Origin of the sequence: Thauera sp. K11, assembly GCF_002354895.1 — a bacterium.
Taxonomy (GTDB): Bacteria; Pseudomonadota; Gammaproteobacteria; order Burkholderiales; family Rhodocyclaceae; genus Thauera; species Thauera sinica.
Genome location: NZ_CP023439.1, coordinates 2,415,284 through 2,438,089, shown reverse-complemented (window position 1 = coordinate 2,438,089; position 22,806 = coordinate 2,415,284). Strand labels below are relative to the sequence as shown.

Below are 22,806 nucleotides of genomic sequence, written 5' to 3'. Positions count from 1 at the left end.
TTGCGTATTCTCGGCATCAGCGCACCTCGAAATTCCTCGCCACGATCGTCCGAGAAAGCAGCTCTCGCGGCACGCAGTCGGCAAATTTGATGGCCTCGTGGAAGGCCGCGATCTCGTCTCCCGTCAGGTCGATGCGTTCAGGCAGCGTGGCCGGCAGGGCCGCAATAGGTGCCTGCACGCTCAAGGCATCGAAGCGAATCTTTGCGTTGCCGATCGATGCCTGGCGAGCCAAGGTGCGGTTCGCTCGCGTGCCGGCAAACGTCCAGGTTTGCGCGGGCGCGCCGTCGGACCGAGACATCACGAAGTTCGTTCCCGAGGACATCGGTATCTCCTCGGCCAGCGTCTCCAATGCTGTTCGTGCGCGCCGAGACAAAGCAACGGTGGACGAGGCGCCGTTCGCGAGCACCGTGCGGATGCCCTGACACACCTCGCGGCCCAGGCTGCGTGCGCCACCCATCCAGCGCGCTTTGCCTCCGCCGGCGGCTGGCTCCAGCCACACGATCCGCTTCGACCAGTCGACGTCGGTGACGCGCCAGCTTCTGCCAGCCAGCAAGAGCAGACGTTCGTCGCGCTCGCCGGTCAACACCGTCGGGTCGATGTAGCCGACTTCGGCGGCGCCGTGCCGGCCGGTCAGCAGTTGGGAGCCGCTGAAGGACGCAAGCAGATCGCGGTAGTGGCCGCGCGCGTAATCGCTCTCGGTCTGCGGACCCACCCGCACCACGCCCTCGGAGCGATCCAGGAACTGCTGTGCCACCAGGTGCTCGACGAGCACTTCAATGTCCCCGATGTGCAGTTCGGGGAACGACCCGTGGAGCAGGTCGACCAACTCCCGCGTCGGGAGCTCGCCTCGCTCGAGGCTCAGAACCAACGCCTGTTGCGCGACGATGTGCCATGGCTCTGCAGGCGGCACGGCCGCCTCGACCCAGGCCTCGGACCACTTCTGCGTCACGCCAAGGGCCAGGAGGAAGGCGTTGTCGTTCGTCGTCAGGAAGAGGCAGTTGCGACGGCCACCGGTCCGCCGGCCCGTGCGGCCCATTCGCTGGAGGAACGAAGAGACGCTCGATGGCGAGTCGATCTGGACCACGCGATCGAGATCGCCCACGTCGATGCCGAGCTCCAGCGTCGACGTGGCGACGATGACGCAATCCCGCTCCTCGGAGAACGCAGCCTCGGCCTGCCGTCGTTCCGACAAGCTGAGCGAAGCATGGCTGACGAAAGTCCGGATCGAATGGGTCCGCAACATGCTGCTCAGTTGCTCGGCGCTGCTGCGGGAGTCGCAGAAGACCAGCCGCTTCTCACCGCGGTGCAGCCGCGCGATCACTGTGGCGGCGTTTTCGAGCGAGCCCACGTGGTCGATGGTCACGTCGGCGTCGGTGCTGACGCTCGCACTGCCGACGACGCTTCTGCTTCCGATGGGTGCCAACCAGGCCAGCAGCTCGCTCGGGTTGCTGACCGTCGCCGACAGGCCGATGCGCTGTAGCGGTCGCTCCAAATACTGGTCCAGCCTGTGCAGCACCGATCGCAGGTGCCAGCCGCGGTCGTCGCCCGCGAACGCGTGCAGCTCGTCGACGATCACCGCCTGCACATTGCCGAACCATGCAGGCCGATCGACCCTTGCAGAGATGAGCATGGCCTCGACAGATTCGGGCGTCGTGAGCAGGATGTCAGGCGCATCCTTGAGCGCTCGGTTCTTGCGCGACTGCGAGATGTCCCCGTGCCAGACCTCGACGCGGCGTCCCACGAGGCCGGCGTAATGCGAGAGCCTGGGCTCCAGGTTGTTCAGCAGTGCCTTGATCGGGCAGACATAGAGAACGCTCGTCCCTGGCCAGGCCTCGACGAGCATCCTCGACAGGATCGGGATCGCCGCCGCTTCCGTCTTGCCGCCGGCGGTCGGCGCGAGCAGCAGGCAATGAGTTCCCGCGTGAATCGGCGCGATCGCCGCCAGCTGGGTCGGGCGCAGCGTGCTCCAGCCCAGCGTGTTGACGACGTGGTACTGCAAGGAAGGGTGCAGTTGCTCGAATTCGCTCATGGCAGCTCGATGTCGTCCACCGACGTGGCGCTTGCGGCCGCCCGTTCGACCACCGACATCTCGCTCTCGGCCAGCGTCAGGGTGTAGTGCCGGCGTGGATCGAAGTCCTCGTGCAGATCGACACGATCCAGAATGTCGGCGACGAGTTTCTTCAAGAACAACCGCGGCGCCACGCCGATCTTGCCGCCCAAGCCGCCGGCCACAGCGCGGGCCAGCGTGTCGAGGTAGTTGTCGTCCACGACACTGCGCAGGCGCTGCTCGTGGGGGCGGCCTTCGGCGTAGATGTCTCGGACGCGTCGTCCCACGGCCAGCAGGGCCGTATGGTCGAAGGGTGCCAGGCGGATCTGGACCGCCCGGGGGTTGTCGAAGCGACGGTCGGTGCCGAAGTCGACGTGCAAACGTTGGGCCAGCGGCGCGAGGCGCTGCACGCCCTGGGGGCCGTCGAAGAACGCCGGTGTCCCCGTGACGACCAGATAGAGGCCCGGATACCGCCCCGCATCGATCTCGTCGATCCATTGCCTGAGCGCGTTCAGGCCCTTCTCGCGGGTGTCGGTGCGCATGCGCTGCAGCGTTTCCACCTCGTCCAGCACCATGACCAGACCGGAGTAGCCGCTGTCGCGCAGGATGGTGAGCAGGCCCACCAGGAAGTTCGTGGCGCCGAAATGATCGAGGTCACCCTTGATGCCTGCTGCGCGCTTGACGCTGGCTGCCACGTTCGGCTGCCCCGCCAGCCAGCTGATGAGACCATCCGCCAACATGCCATCCCCGGCCGCCAGAGCGCGCCGGTAGGTGCGCAGCACGGCAGAGAACGCGGGGGCAGTCTTGCTGATGGCGGCGATGCGCGCCTCCATCAGCGCATCGGTGCGCGACAGCAGCTCCTCGGCGTCGTTGGGATCGACCGACGCGTCGGCCAGAACGTCCTGCTCCAGTGCGTAGAACCAGCCATCGACGACACCGCGGAAAGCGCCGCTGGCGCTGTCTGCCGTGCCCAGGTGTTCGACGAGTCGGCGATAGACCGTCTCCAGGCGGTGCAGCGGCGTTTCGGTTTCATTGATCTGGACTTCCGTCGCCGCAAAGCCGCGGGCGCGCGCCCGCTCCTGCAGCCAACGCCCGAAGAAGGTCTTGCCGGTGCCGTACTCGCCGCGTACGGCCTTGAATCCGCCGCGGCCGGCGGCGACCGTGGCGAGCTCCTCGTCGAGAGTGGGCGCGAACGATTCGATGCCCACTGCGAGCGCGTCCAGGCCGCTGCTCGGCACGGTGCCGCGACGCAGGGCACCGACGATGTCTTCCCGCCGCGCGGCGCTGATCATCGTTGACTCCCTGGGCCGCCGACGCGGAACTGCTGGTGCAACAGCGCGATGTTCAACTCCACGGTTCCGGCCGCCTCATCGATGACCAGCACCGGGGCCTGGTCCACGTTCAACATCCGCCTGACCGCGCTCAGCATGCCGCCCAGGCGGATCTCCGGCAGTGAGAGCCGCTGGGCCAGCGCAGCGCGCGAGAGCTTGCCCCCACGCTCAGAGAGCGCGGTCAGCAGCGCTCGCATCTTCTCGTCTGGGAGTGCAACCCGCGCAGCCAGTTGCCTTTGCGACGCGTAGATCGTTCCGCTCAGCAGGGCGCTGATCCAGTCTGGAGCGGCCGGCGCCGGTGCGGTCGGCAACTCGGTCTCCTCGAAGAGCTGAGGCTGACCCACCTGCGCGGTCGGCTTGCGGCCAGCGGGTCGCACAGGTTGTGCGAGCGCGGGCTTGGCTTCTTTCGATTTCGGGATCGGCGGCAGCTCCCACCACTCGGGCTGAGCAGGCGGTGCGGGCGTCCATCCGGGCAGGTTCATGCCCAGGGGCACCATCACGGCGAGCGGCACCGTCACCTCCTGGGGTGACAGCCCACCGTGGTAGCCGTTCTTGCGCCCGCCGTATCGAGTGCTTTCTCCCCAGAGGCACACGACCGTGTTCGAGCCATCGCTTGTCACCACGCGCCCGCCGCTCACCGTCACCTCGTGCGGCGCGCGGCTGTCCGTGCCCGGGCGCCAGCGATCGCTCTCGCTGCCGTGACTCACTTGGGTCGTGCCGTCTTCCAGCAGGTGTCCATGGTCGGCGGTGATCACCACCACGCGCCTTGCTTCCCGCGCTTCACGCAGCAGAGGCAGCAGCAGCCGCAGGTCTTCGAGCGTCCAGCGCTGATGCAGCTGGTCGGGGCCACTCAGGTGATCGTCGACCGCGTTGTAGACCACGCCGATCACGCGCTGATGAGGGTCCGCGATTGCCGCGCGCACCTCGGGGGCCAGGTTGGTCGCGTCGGCCAGATCGCCCTTGTGGAACAACCGGGGCGGTGCTCCGGCGCGGCTGTGCGCAAGCAGCGCCGCATGCGAAGCGAATCCCGATCGCTCCTGCGCGGCGGCTCCCAGCGTGAGCCGCCCACAAAGCAGGCTGGTACGACTGACCTCGGTGACGGTGGGCAGCGCCGCCACCCCGACGAGAGGCTGCCCGAGGTCGCTCGGCACCATCTCGGCCCAGCCATGGCTCGCGCTGCGCGCGAACAGTTCCCGGAAGATGCTGATGCTCAGGCCATCCATCACCAGCAGCAAGGTCGGATGGGCGGCAGCGATTGGCGCCACGACGTGCTCGACTACGGATTCGACCGGCACCAGGCGCCCGTCGATGGACGGCTTGTTCGCGTTCCACTCGATCAACGCCTGGGCGAATGGCTTGGCGAACTTGTTCCGCCGCGCGATCAGCGCTTCGCGGCACGCGCCGTAGGCCTGCGACAGCTCCGGAATCTCGTCGCCGCCGAGCAGACGGAAACGTGCCCAGTCCACGAAGGCGCCTTCGTCCGACTGCCAGGCCACGGCACTCGGCAGCGCCGCCACTGATCGGGGCGCGGTCAACAGCCAGCGGGCAAGACGGCGCGCCATCCCCACGCGCTCAGCGCGCGGCGGCTGGGCCGCCATCAACGTGTGTCTGAGCACGCGGTCGGCCTGCAGCTCCACCTGGGCCAGGTTGGCCTCGGTGGGCTCGGCCACATGCGCCGACAGGGCGAGCGCGAAGTCCTGCATCCGCTGATCCAGCGCAGCGGGAAGCAGATCGCTCAAGTGCGCGAACTCGGCGACGCGCAGGTCCCGCAGCAAGGCATCTGCACGGTCGAGCGTGGCGCGCGCGGTCTCCAACCCGGCTGCCCGCACCACTTGCTCTGCGGCGCGCGCCCAGGCCCGGCCTTCCGGCACGCCGATGTGCTTGTCGTTGACGAACCGCTCAAGGCGGATGGCAGCCTGGCCCAGCGCAGCCTGTCCTTCGCCTTCCGGTGCGAAGACCACGCCGCAAACCAGCCCCAGTGGCAAGGCGTCCGCCGTGCGACCGGCCTCGACGCAGCCCAGGACCATTTCCCCAGCGCTGCCGGCCGCCTCCGAAAGCCAGCGCATCACGTCCGCTCTGGCGGCGGCGGGCAGCTGATCCAGCGTAGCGTCGGCGCCGGTGGTCATCGACCAGGTCAGCAGAGAAACGGCGTCCGGGCGAGCCGCTGGGATCCGAAGAAACCGTTGCAGCACTTCCTGCCACGCCGTCTCCAGGCCGAGAAAGCCATTGGCCACGGGCGGGTAGGGGCCCTGAGCCGCGCCGTCGATCAGGCACTGCGGCATCCAGGCGAAGCGCCCCAGCCGGGCGTCGGTCTCCTTGGCCTGGAACAGTTGACGGACGATGTCCCAGCCCTCGGGCTGAAACACCCGCGCGCGCGCCAGGCGCGCCGCGATGTCCTCGGCGATCTCATGTGTCGCCAACGGTGTGAGGACCACCAGCCCCGCCGTTGCCGTGTCATGCTGCTCCACATCGCACAGCGCCTCGCGGATGGCCAGCGACGACTCGCACCACCGCAGCGCGAACTGCCGGCCGCGCTGGTTCAGCGTCTCGGGCCATGGCTGACGGGCTCTCGCCCGAATTGCCAAGGCCACGGTGGATGGATCGCTCGCCAGCACCCGCTCGAGCTGCGCCGCGATCTGCGGGGTCGACAAGCTCATAGCTTGGTGCCCTTGCGCTCCAGCCGCCAGCTGAGCGTCAGTTCCAGATCGCGGTCGCGTGCGATGCGCGCCTTCAGGTCATCCAGCTCCGCTACTGCGGCGGCGCCGGTCAGATGAAGCGCCTGTTTCTCTTCCACCACCTCCGGGCCGTTGTAGCCCGGCGCGGGTGGCAAGACCGGGGGCAGTGGCGTGGCTGGAGCAGTCCCACCGGGTGCGACCGGTGCAGGTGCGGGTGGCTGCGCGGGCGCAGCGGCCGCGAGCAACTGCATGGCGTCTCGTTCGAGCTCTGCCAGCCGCGACTTGAGCGGGACGACATGCTCGTCGGCGGTCAGTACCTCCGCGAGGCGAGTCATGATGCCGGCCGCTGCATCGCGTCGATGGTCCCCGAGATCGCGCACCACGTCGAACAACTGCCAGTTGCCGTTGGTGAGCGCGTCGGCGCACGCCTGCGCCTGGCCGAGGGTACGGCTCACCGCCGCCTCTGAGGTATTCAGGGTCGCGGTGGCCAGCGATGTCACGACATCGCCTTCCGCGGCCTGCGTGAGCGTGGCCAGCAGCGCTTGCGCAGATTCCGCCGACTGCTGCCGGGCACCGGTGGCGCCCGCTGCATAGCGGTTCGATCGGTCACGGACCTGTGCGACTAGCCGGCCCACTGCTTCGCGCTTGCCGCTGGCCGCTTGCTTCACGTCATCGACCAGGCGGCCGACGTTGGCCGCATTGAGCGTCTGCGCGAGCGTCAGGCCGAAAAGGCTGGAGGCCCGTTGCAGCGCCGTCTGCCAGTCGGCGGCGTTGGGCAGCGCCTGTTCCTTCAACTCCATGTCGTCGGACAGGCTGTCGATGGTGGGCTCGACTGGCCCGCCCCGCAGCGTGAAGCGGCGGTTGGTGGACGCGGCATACGCCAGGATGATCAGGTTCTGCAGCTCGATCGGCAGTCCCATCGGCACCGGGGTGTCGATCCAGCGGCGCAGCTTGGCCACCGTGATCGGTCCGCCGCCGTCGCGCGCGTGGCTCTGCCCGAATCGCGACTGCCAGTGGGGCTCGATCAGCAGGTGGGTCTCGCCCATCTGCCCGAGCTGGCAGGGGTTCACCACGGCGCGTACCAGCTTGCGTGTCGAGCTGTCTTGCACGAGCCCGCGCTGGCCAGGCGATTCGATGGCCTTCTGCACTTCGGGCCAGACCTTCTTAATGACGCTGGCCTTGATCTCGGTGTCGAACTCGGGATGCGCCGGGTACTGGTGGGCAAACAGCTGGCCCAGCAGGCTCTCGAAGGCGCTGCGGAAGTCGGCACCCACGGGAGGGCGCGGCGACAGCGTCGGGTCCAGCGACTGGAACTGCTGGTCTGCCGTGAGCGGATTGCTCACCGCGTCCCGCGGCTCGGTGCTGATACCGTAAGCCACTTCGAGTTGCGAACGGAGCTTGATCCGCAGCTGGTCGAGCTGATTCCTGGCCAGCGCCTTGGCCTGCACGCGGTCGACGAACGACAGGTGCGCAGCGTAGTTGTCGAAGCGGTCGCCTTGCAGGATGTAGTCGAGCACGACCAGGCGGCCGAGGTCGGCCAGCGCCTTGTTGCTGAGGAAGGAGGGCAGCCACACGAGCGTCCGCGTGTCGCCGCCGCGGTACGCGCCCAGGCGCGCCAGATCATCCGCCGGGCCGAAGTTCGCGTCGTCGAACGGAAAGTCAATCACCACCGACCAGGCGCCCGATCGGCCACGCAGGCGGTCGTCGGTCATCTCGCGGACGTTCTCGTACAGCAGCTCGACCTCACGCCGCGTGCCGCGCCAGACAAACTCGTAGGTCGTGAACAACCCGCCGGCGTCCTGAATGCCCAGCTGCTCGAACAGGGTCTCGCGGATCTTCTTGCGCCGATTGCCGGCGTTGTCGTTGGCCTCGGCCGCACGCAGGATCGGCTCGATGTCGACGCCGGTGACCTGGATCGAGATCACCGGGTTCTGGTCCTCGGTGATCTTGATCTCGCCGATCTCGCTGGCCCAGTCGCGGCACTTTCGCAACACGTCCTGCGCCTCGCGCCCGGGGATGGGTGAGCGGAAGGTGCCGTGGTTCAGCGCGGCCAGTCGCTGCGCAGTCAGGCCCTTGAGCGATTCCACCTCGGGCACCAGCGCGCCGAGCAGCAGTGTCTTGAGCAGCCGCGCGTCGTTGCGCAGGTTCTTGGCCGCCGTCGGGTCCGCCTGGCCGAGCTTGATGGCCTCCCAGGTGACCCCGTGGTGGCGCTCCAGCATGGGCAGAAGCCGCTGGTTGTACAGGCGCTTCGCGTTGTCGAAGTGAAGGCGCATGCCTTCCGAGAACGGTTCGTCGCCTTCGGCGATGGCGTCGTACAGGTCGCCTACCGGGATCAGTTGCCCGAGCTCCAGGTCCGCCCGACGGTCCACCAGCAACTGCAGCATCAGCTTCAGCGCGGTGCGCTCGCGCTGCAGCGCCGCCGAGACGGCGATCAGCGTCTGCACGAGCGCCGGGCTGAACGGATAGACCTTGCGGAACATCTCCCGGTCGGCCGTGGTGGTGAGCAAGGTGTCGAGCACGTCCTTGCGCATCTTCATCACGTCGTCGAACGTGGTCTGCAGCGTCTGCCGTGCGGCTTCGTCCACCGGGCGCAGCACGCGCTTCTCGGCGATGGCCGGCAGGTTGCGGTCTTCCAGCGTGATGCGGTGGAAGCGCGCTTCCCAGTGCTTGAGCACATCGCTGAACTGCAACTGCACCGAGCCGGCGAGGTTCTCGCCTACCAGGTCGCGCAGGTCGCGCTGGCGCGCGACGAAGCTGATCAGCGGCACGGGCCGATCCGCGTTGGTGGCCTCCACCAGCTTCACCAGCTTCGTGCCCTCGCGGCTGACGAAGTTGACGTCGGCGGCATGACTCGCAAGCCAGAGCACCAGCTCGTCCAGGAACAGGATGACCGCGTCGTAGCCCAGCGCCTGGGCGTGGCGGCTCATGATGCTGAGCCCATCGTCGAGCGAGACGAACGACTCGCCGCTGCCGGCCAGGCTGCGGTAGGCCGAGAAGTACTGCGTGATCAGGTCGCCGACGAGGCGCGAACGCTCCTCGCCATTGGGCGGCTCCAGCATGGCCGCTTCGAAGCTGGCAGCATCCCAGCCGCTCTCGAACTCGCCCCAGCCGCCACCGCCACCGCCGCCGGCAGCGCCCTTGTTCAACTGGGCGAAGAAGGGCTCATCGCCCATGCGCTCGCGCAGTTCGCGCGCATCCTTGAACAGGCCCTCGGCCAGGTAGAAACCGGGCACCGGCGCCTCAGGGTGCTTCTTGCGCACGAACTCGGCGTACTGGCCGAGGATGGCCGACTCCATGTCTCGCGCGCCGATCATGTGATACGGGACCAGCAGGAACTTGCGCCCATGCGTCCAGCTGTGGCGCGCCACGACATCGGCCAACTCGGGAATCGAGCGTGCCTGCGTGTTGCCGGCCAGCAGCAGGTTGAGCACCGCCATGAAGTGGCTCTTGCCGGAGCCGAAGCTGCCGTGCAGGTAGGCGGCCTTGCTGCTCGCCGTCTGCACGGCCTGCTGGATGAAGCCCAGGGCGTTGCTGAACGCATCGACCAGCTGCGGCGTCACCACGTAGTCGCGCAGCGTCTGCTCCGGCTCGGTGACCCCCTTGGTGAGCTGCAGGACGAAGTCGCCCTGATGCACGCGCTCGGGGATAGTGATCAGGTCTTTCAGCAGCGGCATCAGTGAACTCCTTCCCAAGCCCTCGTTGCGACCGACGAGGGCTTCTTTGGTCTCTTCGCTTGTGGCAATCGGATACGGGCTGTCATGACGGCTGTGCAGCTTTCTTCCGGCCGCGCTTCGCCGCCGTGACAACCGGCTTCCACGCACGGAGGTCGTCAAGGGTGAACGCGAGCGCGCGAGCTTCTTCGTTGACGAAGCCCCGGTAGTACGTGCCCATGCGCTCGCCGTACGCGGGGTCGATCTCGTTGTGCCACTGCTCCAGCCAGGGCACCAGTTCCAGCAGGCCGGCGAGCAGCGGTTGCAGGCGCGCAGGCTCCCAGCCCTCGTTCTCCTTCATCTCCAGGTAGTAGGCTGCCAGGGCGGTGGCCTGCTGCAGATGGTTCCACCCCGCCCAGGCGATGGGTAGGCTGGTATCGGCGCCGCGTTCGCAGCCGGGGTAGCTGACCCAGCGCTCCTTGGGCACGTCCAGACCGCCGCGCAGGCGCCAGAGGTCGGCCTTCAGGAAGTCCTTGCTCTGGTACTTGGGCGGCACCGGGATCTTGCCGACCTTCTCGCCGGCGTCCTCGCGCCGCTGCAGCGCCCAGGTGTCTTCCCACTGCGCGCGCTTGCGCAGACCCGTGTCGGCGTAGCGCAGCACGGGCAGAAAGGGCATAGATTCGCCGGCGACGAGCTCGGCGACGACTTGGGTGGCTTCGAAGCCCGAGTGGCCGGCGTACAGCTCGGCGACCTGCATGAAACCGGCGTCCGAGCGCACCTTGTCGGCCAGCCGGTTGACAGTAGTGAGTTGGGGCGGTTGGTCAGCGCTGGCGGGCCACAGGTGCGCGCCCTCTAGCCGGTCGAGCAGCCAATTGCGAAGCGCAGCGCGCTCCAGTTCTTCCCACGACGAGGTGTTCCAGCGGCGCTTGTACTCAGATCGCTCGATCAGGCCGATGTTGCGGTCGCGCTCGATCAGCTCGATGCGGCGCTGGACAACCTGCCGGTAGTCTTCGGGCCAGTACGAGGGGATGTCGGTGATCGGCTTCGAGCCGTGGCGCACGAACCAGGCGGTTGCTTCTTGACCGGCGGCCACGCGTCGAGCCAACACGATCTCAAAGGCGCGCTCACCCAAGGAAATCTCGGGCGGGGTGGCACATTCGACGCCGGCCGCCACTTTGCCTGGCGGCAGCAGGCCGTACAGGCCATAACACTTCCAGTCCAGTTCCTCCTGCAATGCGATCATCTGCGCGCGTAGCGACGCGGCGCGCGCTCGGGCCGCGTCGAGCGCGGCGCGTCCGGGTAGCGCGGTATCGTTGACAGCTGCCTCCAACAACGCGGCGGGTAGTGTCGCGGCGAGCATGGTGGCGAGTGTGTCGAGTTTGCGACCCAGCTCGATCGGGCGTTGGGCGGTGAGCGGAAAGTCCTTCAAGCCCGTACTCGTGTACTCGTAGAAGTCCTCAAAGGCATCCGTGCGCTGACGAGCGCCGTGCTGGTCTACCGTACTGCCCTTGTTGTGGAAGACTTGCTTCATCCAGAAGCAGGCGGCGGAGGAGTTGAGAAGCCCGAGCTGTCCCAGGTGGTCTTCCTCGCTCGCTCCCGCCGGTAGCTTGATGACAGGCGCCGATTGCTTGAACACCTTGCCGCCCCGGTCAACTACGAAGTGGTTGTGCGTGGCAACGAAGGCGAAGGCAATGCCAATGCGCGCCTTGAACCGCTCAGGAAAGAACATCGAGTGCTCGTACCACCGAAGCCCTCGATCCTCGATGTAGTTGCCGAAGTCGCGCCGCTCTCTCAAAGTTCGTCTATAGGTCCAGAAGTGCTGTTCAAGCTGCCGAGGAAGTGCGTCAAGGACTTGGCATGTCGACTGGTCATATGGGAACAGCGACTGCAACTGCGCCTCGAGTTGAAAATCCCGAATCCATTCACCTTCCACGAGGCCAACTGCGACGTTGCTGAGGCCTTTCCGCTTCGTCCAATCGGGAGGTACAAAGAACACGTTGTCCTCGCCGGTGTGGGTGGTACGGCCAATGACGTCGATGAGTGAGCCAAGACTCGCAGCGGCGGACTCGTTCAGGTGTTCAAGTAGTTCGCTGGCGCCTCCTCCTCCGATGCTCCATGGATGAGTAGCAAAGGTCGCTCTTGGCATGTCCGTCACGCTAACGAACTCGCTCTCCGATCCTGCGCGGTCCACCTGAGCGACGATCGCTGACCACACTTGCCCCTTCGCAGGGTCGTCGGGCGTGCTGGGCTCGCCCTTGATGCCCATCACCGCACGCACGCCGTCACCAACCGGCCCCCGGTGTCGGCCAAACAGGACTACCGTCGGCGTGCCATGCCCCGGGATATAGGCGCCTGCGGTGTCGATGACGTGCGTCAGATCCAACCGCGGCAGTACCTCTTCAATGAGCTTGCTGCCGAACTCGCGCTTCATGAAGCTGTTTGCCGTGATCAGGCCGACGAAGCCCGCCGGTCGCCCGTTGCCCGTGAGCGCCAGATCGAAGAAGCGCTCAGTGAACGGCGCGCCGAGCGAGTACTTCATGTGACAGCTGGCGTAGCGCTGCCGGTAGGCAGCATTTAGCGCGGCGTCCTTGACGACAATGTAGGGCGGGTTGCCCACCACGGCGTGGTATTGCCGGCCGAGGATGCGCTGCACCTCGGCCAGATCCTCGCTCGCATACGCGTGCGCCAGGCCCGTACCCGCGTAGTGCTCGGCGCCCTCGAACATTCCCTCTGTCGCTGTCATGCCGAAGCGCTTGCCGTGCAGCAGGCTATCGCCGATGGCGACGTTCAGCTTGAAGTCGGGCGCTTCGGTCAGACGATGGACACCGCTGACCTTGAGCGCCGCCACCAGCAGCCGGAAGCGCGAGATCGCGACCGCGAACGGATTGAGGTCCACGCCTGCGACGGCGTCCAGCGCCCGCTGCGCGATGTCGCGCGGGTTGCGCGCCGGTTCGTGTCGGACCCATTCGTCGACCAGTCGGCGAAAGCCGCCCAGCAGGAAGTGGCCTGACCCGCAGGTGGGATCGATCATCCGCACGTCGCGGAAGCCGAACTCGCGGATCGCCGGCGTCAGCGTGCGGTCGAGGATGAATTCCTCGACGAACTCCGGCGTCTGCAGCAGCGCGTAGCGCTTGCGCGTGGCTTCCGACAGGTCCTGGTACAGATCGCCAAGGAAGCGCGTGTTCCAGTCGGGGTCGGTGAAGTCGTGCGCCAGCGTGCCGGTGTTCGGGTCCACCTGTTGCCAGAACTGGCGTAGCGCCATCGCCGCGTCGCCGCTGATGCCTAGGCGGAAGACCGGGTTATGCGCCTCGTCGAAGAAGGTGTGCAGGCCTGGCAGCGTGCCGGCCTCGCGGAAGCACGCGAGCAGGTAGTCGCGGTCGCTCTCCAGCGGCCTCTCGCGGAAGTAGGCCTCGTGCCGGTCGCGCGCCAGCGCCAGTCGGTCCGACTCCGGCGTGCCGCCCAGCCAGGGGCGCTCGACCAGTTCGTTGTCCTCGATGAAGCGCAGGAACACGCAGCTCAACAGCCAGTGCACGCCCGCCTGCGTGATGACCTGGTCGGCCCAGCTCTCGAAGGTCTCTGCCGTGCGCTCGGCGTCGCGCGCCGCCTGCCATTCGGCCTGCAGGCCGGCCTTCAGCTCGGCCACCTCAGCGATGCGCTGGCGCAGGTCGTCTTCGAGGCGCTTGAGCAGGCGGGTCAGGTCCGCGAGCAGTTGGGGGGCGTTGATCACTGAGCTGTTCTTTCCGTTGTGGCGTTCGGCATGGCGGCGGTGTGGGTCTACGGGGCGACGCTCGCCCGGTGCTTGTTCTCCACCCAGGCCTGTGCCAGCGCCAACGTGCGGGTGTTCTGGATGTTGTTCACGATCGGCACCGCGACGCCATCGATGACCGGCAGGCCCTGGTGCGTCGTGGGCAGCAGCAACCACACACTGGGCGTGTGGCCTGGACGACCGGCGTGCTCCTCGACCTCGGTGATCAGCGTCATCAGGTCGTAGCGGGCGAGCAGGCCGGCACTGACCAGCAGGATCGGCGCCGTGCCTTGCAGCAGCGTGGCGCGAAGCGTGGGCAGCGCTCTTTGCACGAGCCGCTGCAGGTTGATCCAGTGGCGGCTGCCTCGGTCCGCGGCGTCGGCCTCGAGGACGATATTCCAGTCGACACGGGCGGCCGTTGCCTGCTCACGCAATGCGCCCAGCAGCAGCGCGTCGAAGTTCACGCGCTGCAGTGGAGCGGGCTTGGTGCCAGGCTGCCCGAAGCGGTGCAGCAGTTCAGCTTCTGCCCGGCGCGCGATGCGCGGGTGAACGGTCAGCACCAGAAGGCCACCTTGTTGAAGGCTTCGGGTGAGTCGCTCTTCGACGGCGGTGGCGTCGGCCAGCTCGGCACCGGCGCCGTCGCCGGCGGCCCGCAGGGTGAGCTCGGTGGTGTGACGAGAAAACACCGTGGTGGTGCCGGCCGTCTGCGCGCTGCCCAAGGTGGAGAGCCGGTACGCGCCGGCGCCTTCCGCGGCAGACGGGTCCCAAGTCAGCGGCGCGCCGGCCTCTTCGAGCAGGCGGTCCAGGTCCGGGCGGCCCGGCAACGCTGCGGCCTCGGGGTAGCGACCGCGCACGCGGTCCTGGATCTCGCGCAGGCGCAATTGCGGCGCGCCGATCAGCGCACCCAACGACTGGCGCAGGGCCTGCAACGGCGCCATGCCGCGGGGGTAGATCTCCTGGCGGCTCGACAAGGCCGCCTTTCGCGACGCCGAGGCGGCCAGACGCAGCAGCCGGGTGGGGGTCAGCGCTGCCGTGGGGGCGCCTTCAGCGGCCAGCGCAGGGGGCAGGGGAACGCCTTCCAGCGTTTCGAGCACGCGGGGTGGCGGGAGCAAGGGGTCTGCGAGGGCGCACGCGTCTGCTGCGGCGCCGAGCTGCCGGGCGTAGTCCGCCCAGGCCGAGGCGCTGGCAATCAACGCACAGGGTTGATGGTCGAACGCCTCGAATCGCGGCTGGTCGAGGTGCGACTCCGCTTCGACCGCGGCCCGCAGCACGGCGGTGGCCTGGCGCAGCCGCTCCGCGTCGTCCTGTGCCGCGCAGCCGCGCAGTGCGAGCAGGGCCATGGCGCTCTCGTGCGCGCTCATCACCTGGCCCTGGCTGCGCAGCAGGGTGTCGAGCTGCTGGCGCAGCTCGGTGAAGGCGGGGTTCTTGAGCCAGCGTTCGCGGGCCTTGATGAGCGCGGCGGTCAGCGTGCCCCGGTCGACCTGATTGGCCTGTGCCGACTCGCCAAGGTTGGGCCAGGTGCCGGCCTGCACGCTGTCGTCCAGCCCGAGGTAGTGGGCGAGGGCGGCTTCCTCCGGGCGGTCATCGCCGGCGGGGCGGCGCGGCAGCAACTGAGCGGCCAGTTCGTTGACGCTGACGGCGCCGCCGACTTCCTCGTCCGCGTCGTGCGCAGTGCTGCGGCCCTGTGTGAGGTCGGGACGCAGGCGGGCCAGTTCCTTGGCGGTGAGACGAATCTCCTTGCGGATCTTGTCGCCCACGCCGCGCAGGTAGCGGAATCGGATGCGATCGACGGCCAGCAACTCGCGGGCGTTGTGGATGCCCATGCGCTCCAGGATGTCCTGCGCTTCCAGGCTGTAGCCCAGCTCGGCCATCGTGGTGAGCGGCGTGGCCGTCATGGCGATGGCCGCCAGGCCCTCCGCTGCGCCAGTCTCGCCCGGATGAACCGTCTGGCGAGCGGCAAAGATCGCGCGCCAGGCGCGCAGCATGTCTTCGGCGTTGTCGAAGCGCTCGCGGTAGTCGCGCTTCAGGGCCTTCGAGAAGAACGCGGTGAAGCCTTCGCGCGTGACCGGGTCGAAGACGTCGCTCTCGATGGTGGCCTCGACGTCGAGCATGGCCGGCGAGGTCTGGCCGTCGCCCCAGACCGGCGGCTGGCCGACCGCCATCTCGTAGAGCGTGACGGCCAGCGCGAAGCGCTCGGCGTACAGGTCCCAGCGCGGCGGGCGGCGCAGTGACAGGAACGGGTCGAGGTAAGGGTGCGTGCCGGCCGTGATGTTGTCGGCCGGCGTGCGGCACAGCGAGAAGTCGAACAGCACGAGCTGCAGCTTGCCGGTGCGGTTCTCGGCGATGCCGATGTTCTCGGGCTTGATGTCGCGATGGGCCACACCTTCGGCTTCGAGGTGGTTCACCGCTTCGATCAGCTCCTCGCCGAAGCGCTGGAGCATGTCGAGCGACAGGCGCCCCTCTTCCTTGAGCTTCTCGGCCATCGTGCGGCTACCGGCGCTCTTGAGCAACAGCGCCGTGCGGCCGGCGACCGTAAGCGTCTCGCGGTGGGCGACGATGTTCTGGTGATGCAGCCGCGCAAGGACCTCGCCTTCTGCGGCCAGACGGTCGTTGTGCGCGACGTCGCAGGCGACCTTGAGAACGTGCTCTTCGTCGCTGCCGTCCTTGCGCACCAGCAGCGCGTCGCTGGAGGAGCCGCGCCCCATGCGCTTGATGACAGTGAAGCCGCCGTCCAGGCGATCGCCCGCGCTGGCGACGCTGGGGTCGACAGTGGCTTCCGGGTCGGGGGTGGTGAGCTCGTCCTCGACGCGATCCAGGTCATCGAGGAAGTCCTGAACCGTGTCGTAGCGGGCGAGCACGTCGGGGCAGGTGGCGAACTGGATCAGTTCCTGCTGCCGGGCGCCGCAGCCGTCCATCACGTCCGACAGGCGCAGCCCCTGGCCAACGCGCAGCTTCTCTGCCAGGTCGAGCACCGATTCGGCGGGTGGCTGGCCGCTGAAGAGTTGGTAGGCAATGCAGCCGAGCGAGAACACATCCAGGCTCGGGCCATGGGCAGGGTCGGCGCGGGTCGTCTCCGGGGCGAGGTAGATCATCCCGGGGTCTTCGACATAGTCCTCGACGTGCTGGGTGCCGGTCGTGCGGTGAACGGTGTACGGCGACGCGGACTCACCGACGTTGCGCGACGCGGTCTGCCAGTTCATCAGCCGCAGGTGCAACGCACCGCTGCCGATGCCATGAACGAGGATGCTCTGCGGCCCCAGGGCGCGGTGGTACAAGCGCTTCGAGTGGGCGTACTTCAGCGTCTCGGCGATGTCGCGCACGAGCTGCAGGCGTTGCGTGACCGAGAGATCCTTGCCGTGGTCGCGCAGCAGGTGATCCAGGCGCATGGCCTTGGGGTCGTGATCGAAGATCAGCGCCGGGCCGAGTTCTGTCTCCTTGTAGTCCTTGACCTTCAGGATGCCGGGGTGATCGATGCCTTCGAGGATCTCGAACTCGCGTCGGGCCTGGCGCACGCGTGTGGCACGGGCCTCGGGGGTGGAGGCGGAAGCGACCGTGTAGATGCGGACGCGGCGATGAACCGTGTCGATGCTGACGTGCTGGGCTTCCCAGTCCTGGAACCCTTCACCCTCGGACAGCAGCTTGCCCAGTCGGTAGTCGCCCACCTGGCGGTGCTTGTTGGAGGGGCGGATGCCGGCCTCAGTGAGGCCGCGAGCGATGGCGCGCGCCTGCTGCGAATCGACGGTGGTCACCGATCGGTTGGTGACGCCGTTGGCCAGCGCCCCGACGATCCCCGGGTCGTCCAGGGCACCGGGTCGGCCACGCTGGAAGGTGGCCGACTTGGCCAGCCCTTCGAGCCGACAGGACAGGCTGGTGGACGAGAGAAAGATCGCTGGCTCGACGAAGGGCAGGCGGATCTTGGCCTTGGTGATGGCCGGCTGCCGCTTGAGCAGGCTGGCCAGGCGCTTGGCTTTCCGGTTCGCGAGGATGACCGGGTTGTCGACCGTGGTCGATCGGCCATCGGTGGTCCAGGTCCAGCTGTGCACGTCGCCGGTCAGCACGCCCGGGCGGCTCTTGATCTCGACGAGGAACAGACCCGCCGGCGAGAGCACCAGGGCATCGACTTCGCTGACCTTGCCTTCGTCGTCGATGAACTCGAAGTTGGTCCAGACGTGCCAGGGGTCGCGGTCGGGCAGTTGGCTTCGAAGCCAGTCGAGCGCCTCGCGCTCCCACGCGAAGTTGGACTCGGCGATGACGTGCCAGCGGGCGGCGCCGAGCGTCACGGATTCACCTCGCGACCGTCCTGAACGTACTCGAACAGGTCGCCGACCTGGCAGTTGAACAGCCGGCAGAGCTGCTCGATGGCCGGGAGATCGACCCGCGTGGTCGTCTCCTTGTAGAGCGCGGTGATCGTGCTGCGATTCAGCCCCGTACGCCGCGAAACGTCCGCGATGCGAAGCTTGTCTCGGCCCATGAGTGTGGAGAGGTGGCAGCGGATCATTTTCAACCGTCCGGGGTGCTGCGTAGAATAGCAGAATACTCTGCAACGCATAACCCGTAATCGTTTTCGCCGGAGCTCTGGCCGCACGAACCTGGCCGATCGCTCCGCGATCGATTACCTTTCGTCCATGTCCGCTGACAGCCGATCGCTCCGAAACCGGTGGTCCGACTTCTTCGGCAGCCTGCGCACGCAGATCAGCGCAGCCTTTGCCGTCGGGCTGCCCGCAGACGACGCGCGCGCGCCCGTTGAATCGGGCGCGGGTCAGGAAGGCGACGACGAACTGGGGCCGGCGCGATCGGCCGCCCGCGATTCGGCGGGTCGATTGAGGAATGACGCGCCGGGCTACATGACGCGCAACGGCCTCGGGAGCCTCGAGGTCGGCGCGTTCAGGGATCGAACCGGCGATTAGCTCAGCGCTTGCCGGGCTTGCCGCCCTGGTCGGTTCGTGGGCGACCGTCGGTTTCTGCCGTGGCCGGCTTCGCTGGGGTCTCGGGGTTCGGCGGCGGGCCCATCACGGGCACGCCATCTTTGCCGAAGTGCCATTCGCCGATCGGCTCGACCTTGGGCGGTGTGCCGAGGTTGGGCTGACTCGCGTTGGCGCCGACCGTATCCCAGACCGCTCGGTTCCCGCCGTGGTTGCGGCTGATCTTGCCCGCTCGCACCGAGGCCTTGTAGTCCTCGCTGAGTGTTCCGGCGTCCTGCGCGAGCTGGGTGCGACCCTTGACGATCCTGTTTCTTGCTTCGGCCTCGCCGACGCTGGCGCGGCCGGACACGTCATTGGCCACGGGTTGGCCGGGAACGGCACGCTGTCGAGTCTGGCGCGCGCGGATCTCGGCTTCGTTGGTCGCGCTCTGTTGGCGGAGCGTGCTGCCGTCCGCCGTGCGCGCACTGTCGTCGTACTGCTCCCTGAGCGTTGAATCGGGCCAGCCCATGGCTTCCGGTAGCGGCCGCGACGGACCGAGCGGACTGTCGCTGGGCACGTAGCCCGTTGCCGAGCTTCCGCCGCGGGCGTAGGAGTAGGCGATCTCGGTTACCGCGCGCTGCAACTTGATCGGGTCTTCCTCGCGCAACAACCCGCGCTCGGCGAGACGCCGCGCCGCGTAGTTGGTGAAGTCGGTCTGCGTGCCGCTGCTCCATTCGCGCATGAACTGCGCGGTGCGGGCAAGTTCGCGCGCACGACCATAGGCGCTATCGCTGGAAGTCTGCCGCTCGCTGGCTTCACGGAAGGACGAGTCGTAGTCGGCGGTGGACGTCGTGCGATTCCCGCGGGCCCATTGATAGGCCTCCGAGGCGCGGAAGTCCTTGATCAGCGCGCTCGCCTCCGTGAGCTGCGCGTTCTCGACCGCTCTGCGTGCGAAGTCGTAGGCGCTCTGAAGCATCTGCTGATCGACAGCTCGGCCTTCGGCCCTGGCGTCGGCACCAATTTCCGTCAAGGGAATCTTCGCGCCGATCGAAGCCGCGGCCGTGACGGTCTTGCCGACGGTGGAGTCGTCGCTCAGGCCCAGCCGGCGATTCACGTCGCGGGCCACCGAGTTGAGAGTCTGGAACTGCGTGCTGGTCGAGCCGCCGTCGGACGTGCTCGTGGCGCCCGATCTCTGCTGCGAGCGCTCGTAACTTTCCTGGATGCCGAGTGCTCGGCTCAGCGCCGTGGCCTGGCTGCGCTGCATGGCCTCGCGCTCGGTGCGCGCCAGCGTCTCGGCTTCGCGCGCGCTCTCGCCCAAGGCGTTCGCCTGCCGTTCGCTAAAGGTGAACGTGCTGGCCAGCCGGCTCAGACTGGCCTGGTAGCGGAACACGCCGGCATCCGGGCCGCTGCCCTGGATAGTGGTGCCGTAGGCATCGCTGGTGGTCGACATGAAGGCGGACGATCGTGTGGGAGCCAGCTGTTGCTGATCCATCGAGACCGCGTTCTGGGTGATGCTGCCCTTCGAAGTGGCTGCGGCTTCGCTGGATGCCGCCGACTGGACAGCGCCGACGCCGGTCACCGCCTGGAACGCGACTTCGCCGCCCTTGATGATGGCGGTGGCGATGATGGGGATCGAGATCACCATGTAGCCGGCGATGGCCTGGTCGGAGACCGCGCCGCTGTAGATGCTGGCGGCGGTTTCGAGCGCCAAGCCCTGGGCGGCCGTTCCCATCTTCGCCGCGGCTTCGAGGTTGCGCGCGCTGGCCAGCGTGGCCACGTAGTTGAGGATCGCGTAGAGCGGAGGCCAGAGCTGGATCCACACCAGGCTCATCGCAAAGCTCTTGATGGCCATCGCGAGGCCGCGGCCCTGTGCCAGCAGGAACAACAGGAACACGAACGGGAACACCGCGTAGATGACGGCTTCGATCACGTTCCTGACCAGCGGCAGCGCCTGTTCAGCGATCTTGCCCATGGTGAGGAACGCGGAGTTCACCGACGCGGTGGCGTTGGCGCGCGCGGTGGCGATCATCAGCGCGGCCGGGTCGTTGAGCTTCTGGCCGGCGAGGCTGCGGCTGTCCTGCACCAGGTTGATCATGATGTTCTGGCGCAGCAGGTCCGCGGCGCCCTGGGCCGCGGTGGCGATCTTCGTCTTGTAGTAGGCCTGCTCGATCTGCGCGTCGATGGCCGTGAGGGCGGCGGCCGGCTCCAGCGTGGGGTTCAGCTGGAAGGCGAGGATCGATCTTGCGTGCGCCACTTCGGCCGGCAGGCGGGCGGCGAGGTAGGTGTAGGCGTTCGGACAGGTGTCGACCTGCACCGGGTTGCCGTAGGTGGTGAAGCGCGCCGGGTTGGGCGTGCCCATCAGCGACCAAATGTCGGTGCTGCGCGCGAAGGCGGCCGGGTCGATCGTGCCGTCCTGCAGGTCGTAGACGGTGCAGTTGTGAACGAACGCGATGAGGTCGGTGCGCAACTGCGGGTCGGCAACGTTCGCTGCGCGGGAGGCCTGGATCAGGCGGTTGCCGAACATCACGCCGTTCTTCTGGTACGCGAGCTCGCCCGGTAGCTGCGCATTGGTGGCCGGGATGACCTGGAAGGCGGTCTCGAAGAACCGCGTCATCACGTCGCCGACCTTGCTGGTGGCGTGCCCGAAGAAGGCGACGCCGATTGGCACGTTGCCCACGGCCACCGGCGGCTGGCTGCCGAGCTTGTCGACGATCACCACGGTCGACTTGGGCAGGAAGAGCGCGTAGTAGACGAGCAGGAAGCCCATCAGCCAGCCCCAGCCGTGGAACTTGCCCGGCGTGAAGAGTCCGGCGAAGGCTGCCACCAGCACGCCGGTGATGGCGATCGCCTTGATGAGGCCGAAGTAGTCGGCCCCGCCCATGATGGCGGCGATCGCGTTGAAGACGCCCGTCAGGGTGTCGACGTTGCCGTAGGCGTAGATCTCGAACATGCGGGCGCGAGCGGCTCGTGCCCGGACTCAGGAGCCGCGGGCGCCGCTGCTGGCGCTGAAGTCGAGCATCGACTTCACCGACGAGGGCATCGAGCTCCAGAGCTGGCGCTCCAGCGTCTGCAGATCCTGGGTCATCGAGGAGACCGAGCGCACCTTGGCATAGGCGGCCTGCTTCTCGGCCAGGAGCTGGCGCTGGGCCTCCTGGGCGTTTGCTCGGATCGCGTCGATGTACTGCTGCTCGACGCCGGTGCGCTTGAGCGCCTGCGACAGGGCACGCATGGCCTGACGGATGGCGCGATTGAGGAAAGTCTCCGCGTAGTCGAGCGCGATCACGTCCTTGTAGGTCTCGATCAGCGTCTCGGCGGTGCTCGATCCCGGCACGGCGTTGGCCACAGACAGCATCTTGTAGACCGGCTCGGTGGTGTTGTTGACGAAGCCGATGTCGGCCGGCGCCTGCGGGCTGCGCGTGGCGATGTTGTCCGACATGCGGCGCAGCCGCTCCGACACCAGGCGTGTGAAGGGCTTGGCCGAGACGGTGGCGCGCGTCGGGTTCAGGCACTCCGCGGGCTCGTCGCAGACGTACACCTCGATGTCGACGTTTCCCTCCGTGGCCGAGACGCCGCGGCCGAGCAGCAGGTCGCGCAGGCCCACGATGGTGGGCTCGGCGTAGCGCGGCGTCGCGCCGCTGCCGTCGTCGGCGGGCGGGTACAGGATCACGGTGCCGATCACGCTCATGATCAGCTCCTTCTCCTGCTGGCTGATGCTGCCGCCCACCTGGTTGAGCGCGAGCCAGGTGACATTGCCCTTGACGAAGGTGGCATTGCGCACGTTTGGGTCGGCGCTGTTGGCGGCGGTCTTCACGACAGCGGGCGCGTTGCTGGCGCAGGTGAGCCGGGCCTCAGCCCGGTCGGAAACGCTGCCGAGGTACTGGGAGATGTTGGCGCAGCCGCTCATCACCGAGTTGTCGTACTCGCCCACCACGCCGTTCACCAGCGCCTGCGCGGCTTCGCAGGAGTTGATGTTCATCGCGTTGATCTTGTTGATCTGGTCCTGCAGCTCGGTCAGCAGCTTGTCGATGTCGGGCGAGATCGACTGCAGCGCGAGCTTGAAGGCGTAGCCGACGGCGTTGGCACCAATGTTCTGCAGCAGGGCGATGAACTGCTGCTTGTTGATGAAGGAGAACGCACCGCCGTAGATGTCGATACCGCCGCAGCCGGCCCGCAGGCTGGGCAGTTGCACGGTGGCCAGCGGATAGTTGCGGCCCGGGGCGCGCATCATCAGGCTGCCGCCGGTGTAGAGGTTCATCGCCTGGCCGCGGAATGCGCCCGGCGTGGTGACGTTGCCCAGCGCGCCCAGGTCGTTGAACATCGCCTGCATCTCGGCGTTCAGGTCGGCGGGGTGACTCACCAGCGGTGTGGTGGCCAACGTCACGGCGAGCAGGCTGGCGATCAGGCGTCTGCCGAGGGGTCGGGCCGGGCGATCGTTCGGTTGGCGTGCCATGGTCGGG

Annotated in this window: 10 protein-coding genes; 1 reads left to right on the top strand and 9 read right to left on the bottom strand. The window is 67.6% G+C overall.

Annotated elements, in window-relative coordinates:
* Positions 1–16 precede the first annotated feature (16 nt).
* The 7 genes from CCZ27_RS10610 to CCZ27_RS10580 form a co-directional block, all read right to left on the bottom strand.
* Positions 17–2,029 (bottom strand): DEAD/DEAH box helicase, encoded by a 2,013-nt coding sequence (locus tag CCZ27_RS10610; protein ID WP_096448017.1) that lies wholly within the window; start codon positions 2,027–2,029, stop codon positions 17–19.
* Entirely contained in the window at positions 2,026–3,339 is a 1,314-nt protein-coding gene (gene brxD, locus CCZ27_RS10605) for a BREX system ATP-binding protein BrxD (RefSeq protein WP_096448015.1), read from the bottom strand. Before brxD ends, CCZ27_RS10610 begins: the two co-directional genes overlap by 4 nt.
* Positions 3,336–6,035 carry a BREX-2 system phosphatase PglZ gene (pglZ, locus tag CCZ27_RS10600; protein WP_096448013.1) on the bottom strand — a complete coding sequence of 900 codons (2,700 nt, stop codon included), beginning with the start codon at positions 6,033–6,035 and terminating at the stop codon, positions 3,336–3,338. The genes brxD and pglZ overlap by 4 nt, the downstream gene beginning before the upstream one ends.
* Entirely contained in the window at positions 6,032–9,727 is a 3,696-nt protein-coding gene (locus CCZ27_RS10595) for a DUF6079 family protein (protein WP_096448011.1), read from the bottom strand. The genes pglZ and CCZ27_RS10595 overlap by 4 nt, the downstream gene beginning before the upstream one ends.
* Before the next feature lie 82 nt (positions 9,728–9,809).
* Positions 9,810–13,430, bottom strand: a complete 3,621-nt coding sequence (gene pglX / locus CCZ27_RS10590) for a BREX-2 system adenine-specific DNA-methyltransferase PglX (RefSeq protein WP_096448009.1) — start codon at positions 13,428–13,430, stop codon at positions 9,810–9,812.
* 47 nt (positions 13,431–13,477) lie between these two features.
* Positions 13,478–17,728, bottom strand: coding sequence for a BREX system serine/threonine kinase PglW (gene pglW, locus CCZ27_RS10585; protein WP_096448007.1), 4,251 nt, complete (start codon positions 17,726–17,728; stop codon positions 13,478–13,480).
* Positions 17,725–17,946, bottom strand: a complete 222-nt coding sequence (locus CCZ27_RS10580; RefSeq protein WP_096448005.1) for a helix-turn-helix domain-containing protein — start codon at positions 17,944–17,946, stop codon at positions 17,725–17,727. Before CCZ27_RS10580 ends, pglW begins: the two co-directional genes overlap by 4 nt.
* A gap of 127 nt (positions 17,947–18,073) precedes the next feature.
* On the opposite strand from CCZ27_RS10580, the gene CCZ27_RS10575 reads away from it, so the two are divergent.
* A complete protein-coding gene (locus tag CCZ27_RS10575; protein ID WP_096448003.1) occupies positions 18,074–18,355 on the top strand; it encodes a hypothetical protein in 282 nt (93 codons plus the stop codon).
* Position 18,356: 1 nt separating this feature from the next.
* Here CCZ27_RS10575 and CCZ27_RS10570 read toward each other — a convergent pair whose 3' ends face one another.
* Complete coding sequence (locus CCZ27_RS10570) at positions 18,357–21,299, bottom strand: conjugal transfer protein TraG N-terminal domain-containing protein (protein WP_096448001.1); 2,943 nt, start codon at positions 21,297–21,299, stop codon at positions 18,357–18,359.
* 27 nt (positions 21,300–21,326) lie between these two features.
* Positions 21,327–22,799, bottom strand: coding sequence for a conjugal transfer protein TraH (locus CCZ27_RS10565; protein WP_096447999.1), 1,473 nt, complete (start codon positions 22,797–22,799; stop codon positions 21,327–21,329).
* Positions 22,800–22,806 lie beyond the last annotated feature (7 nt).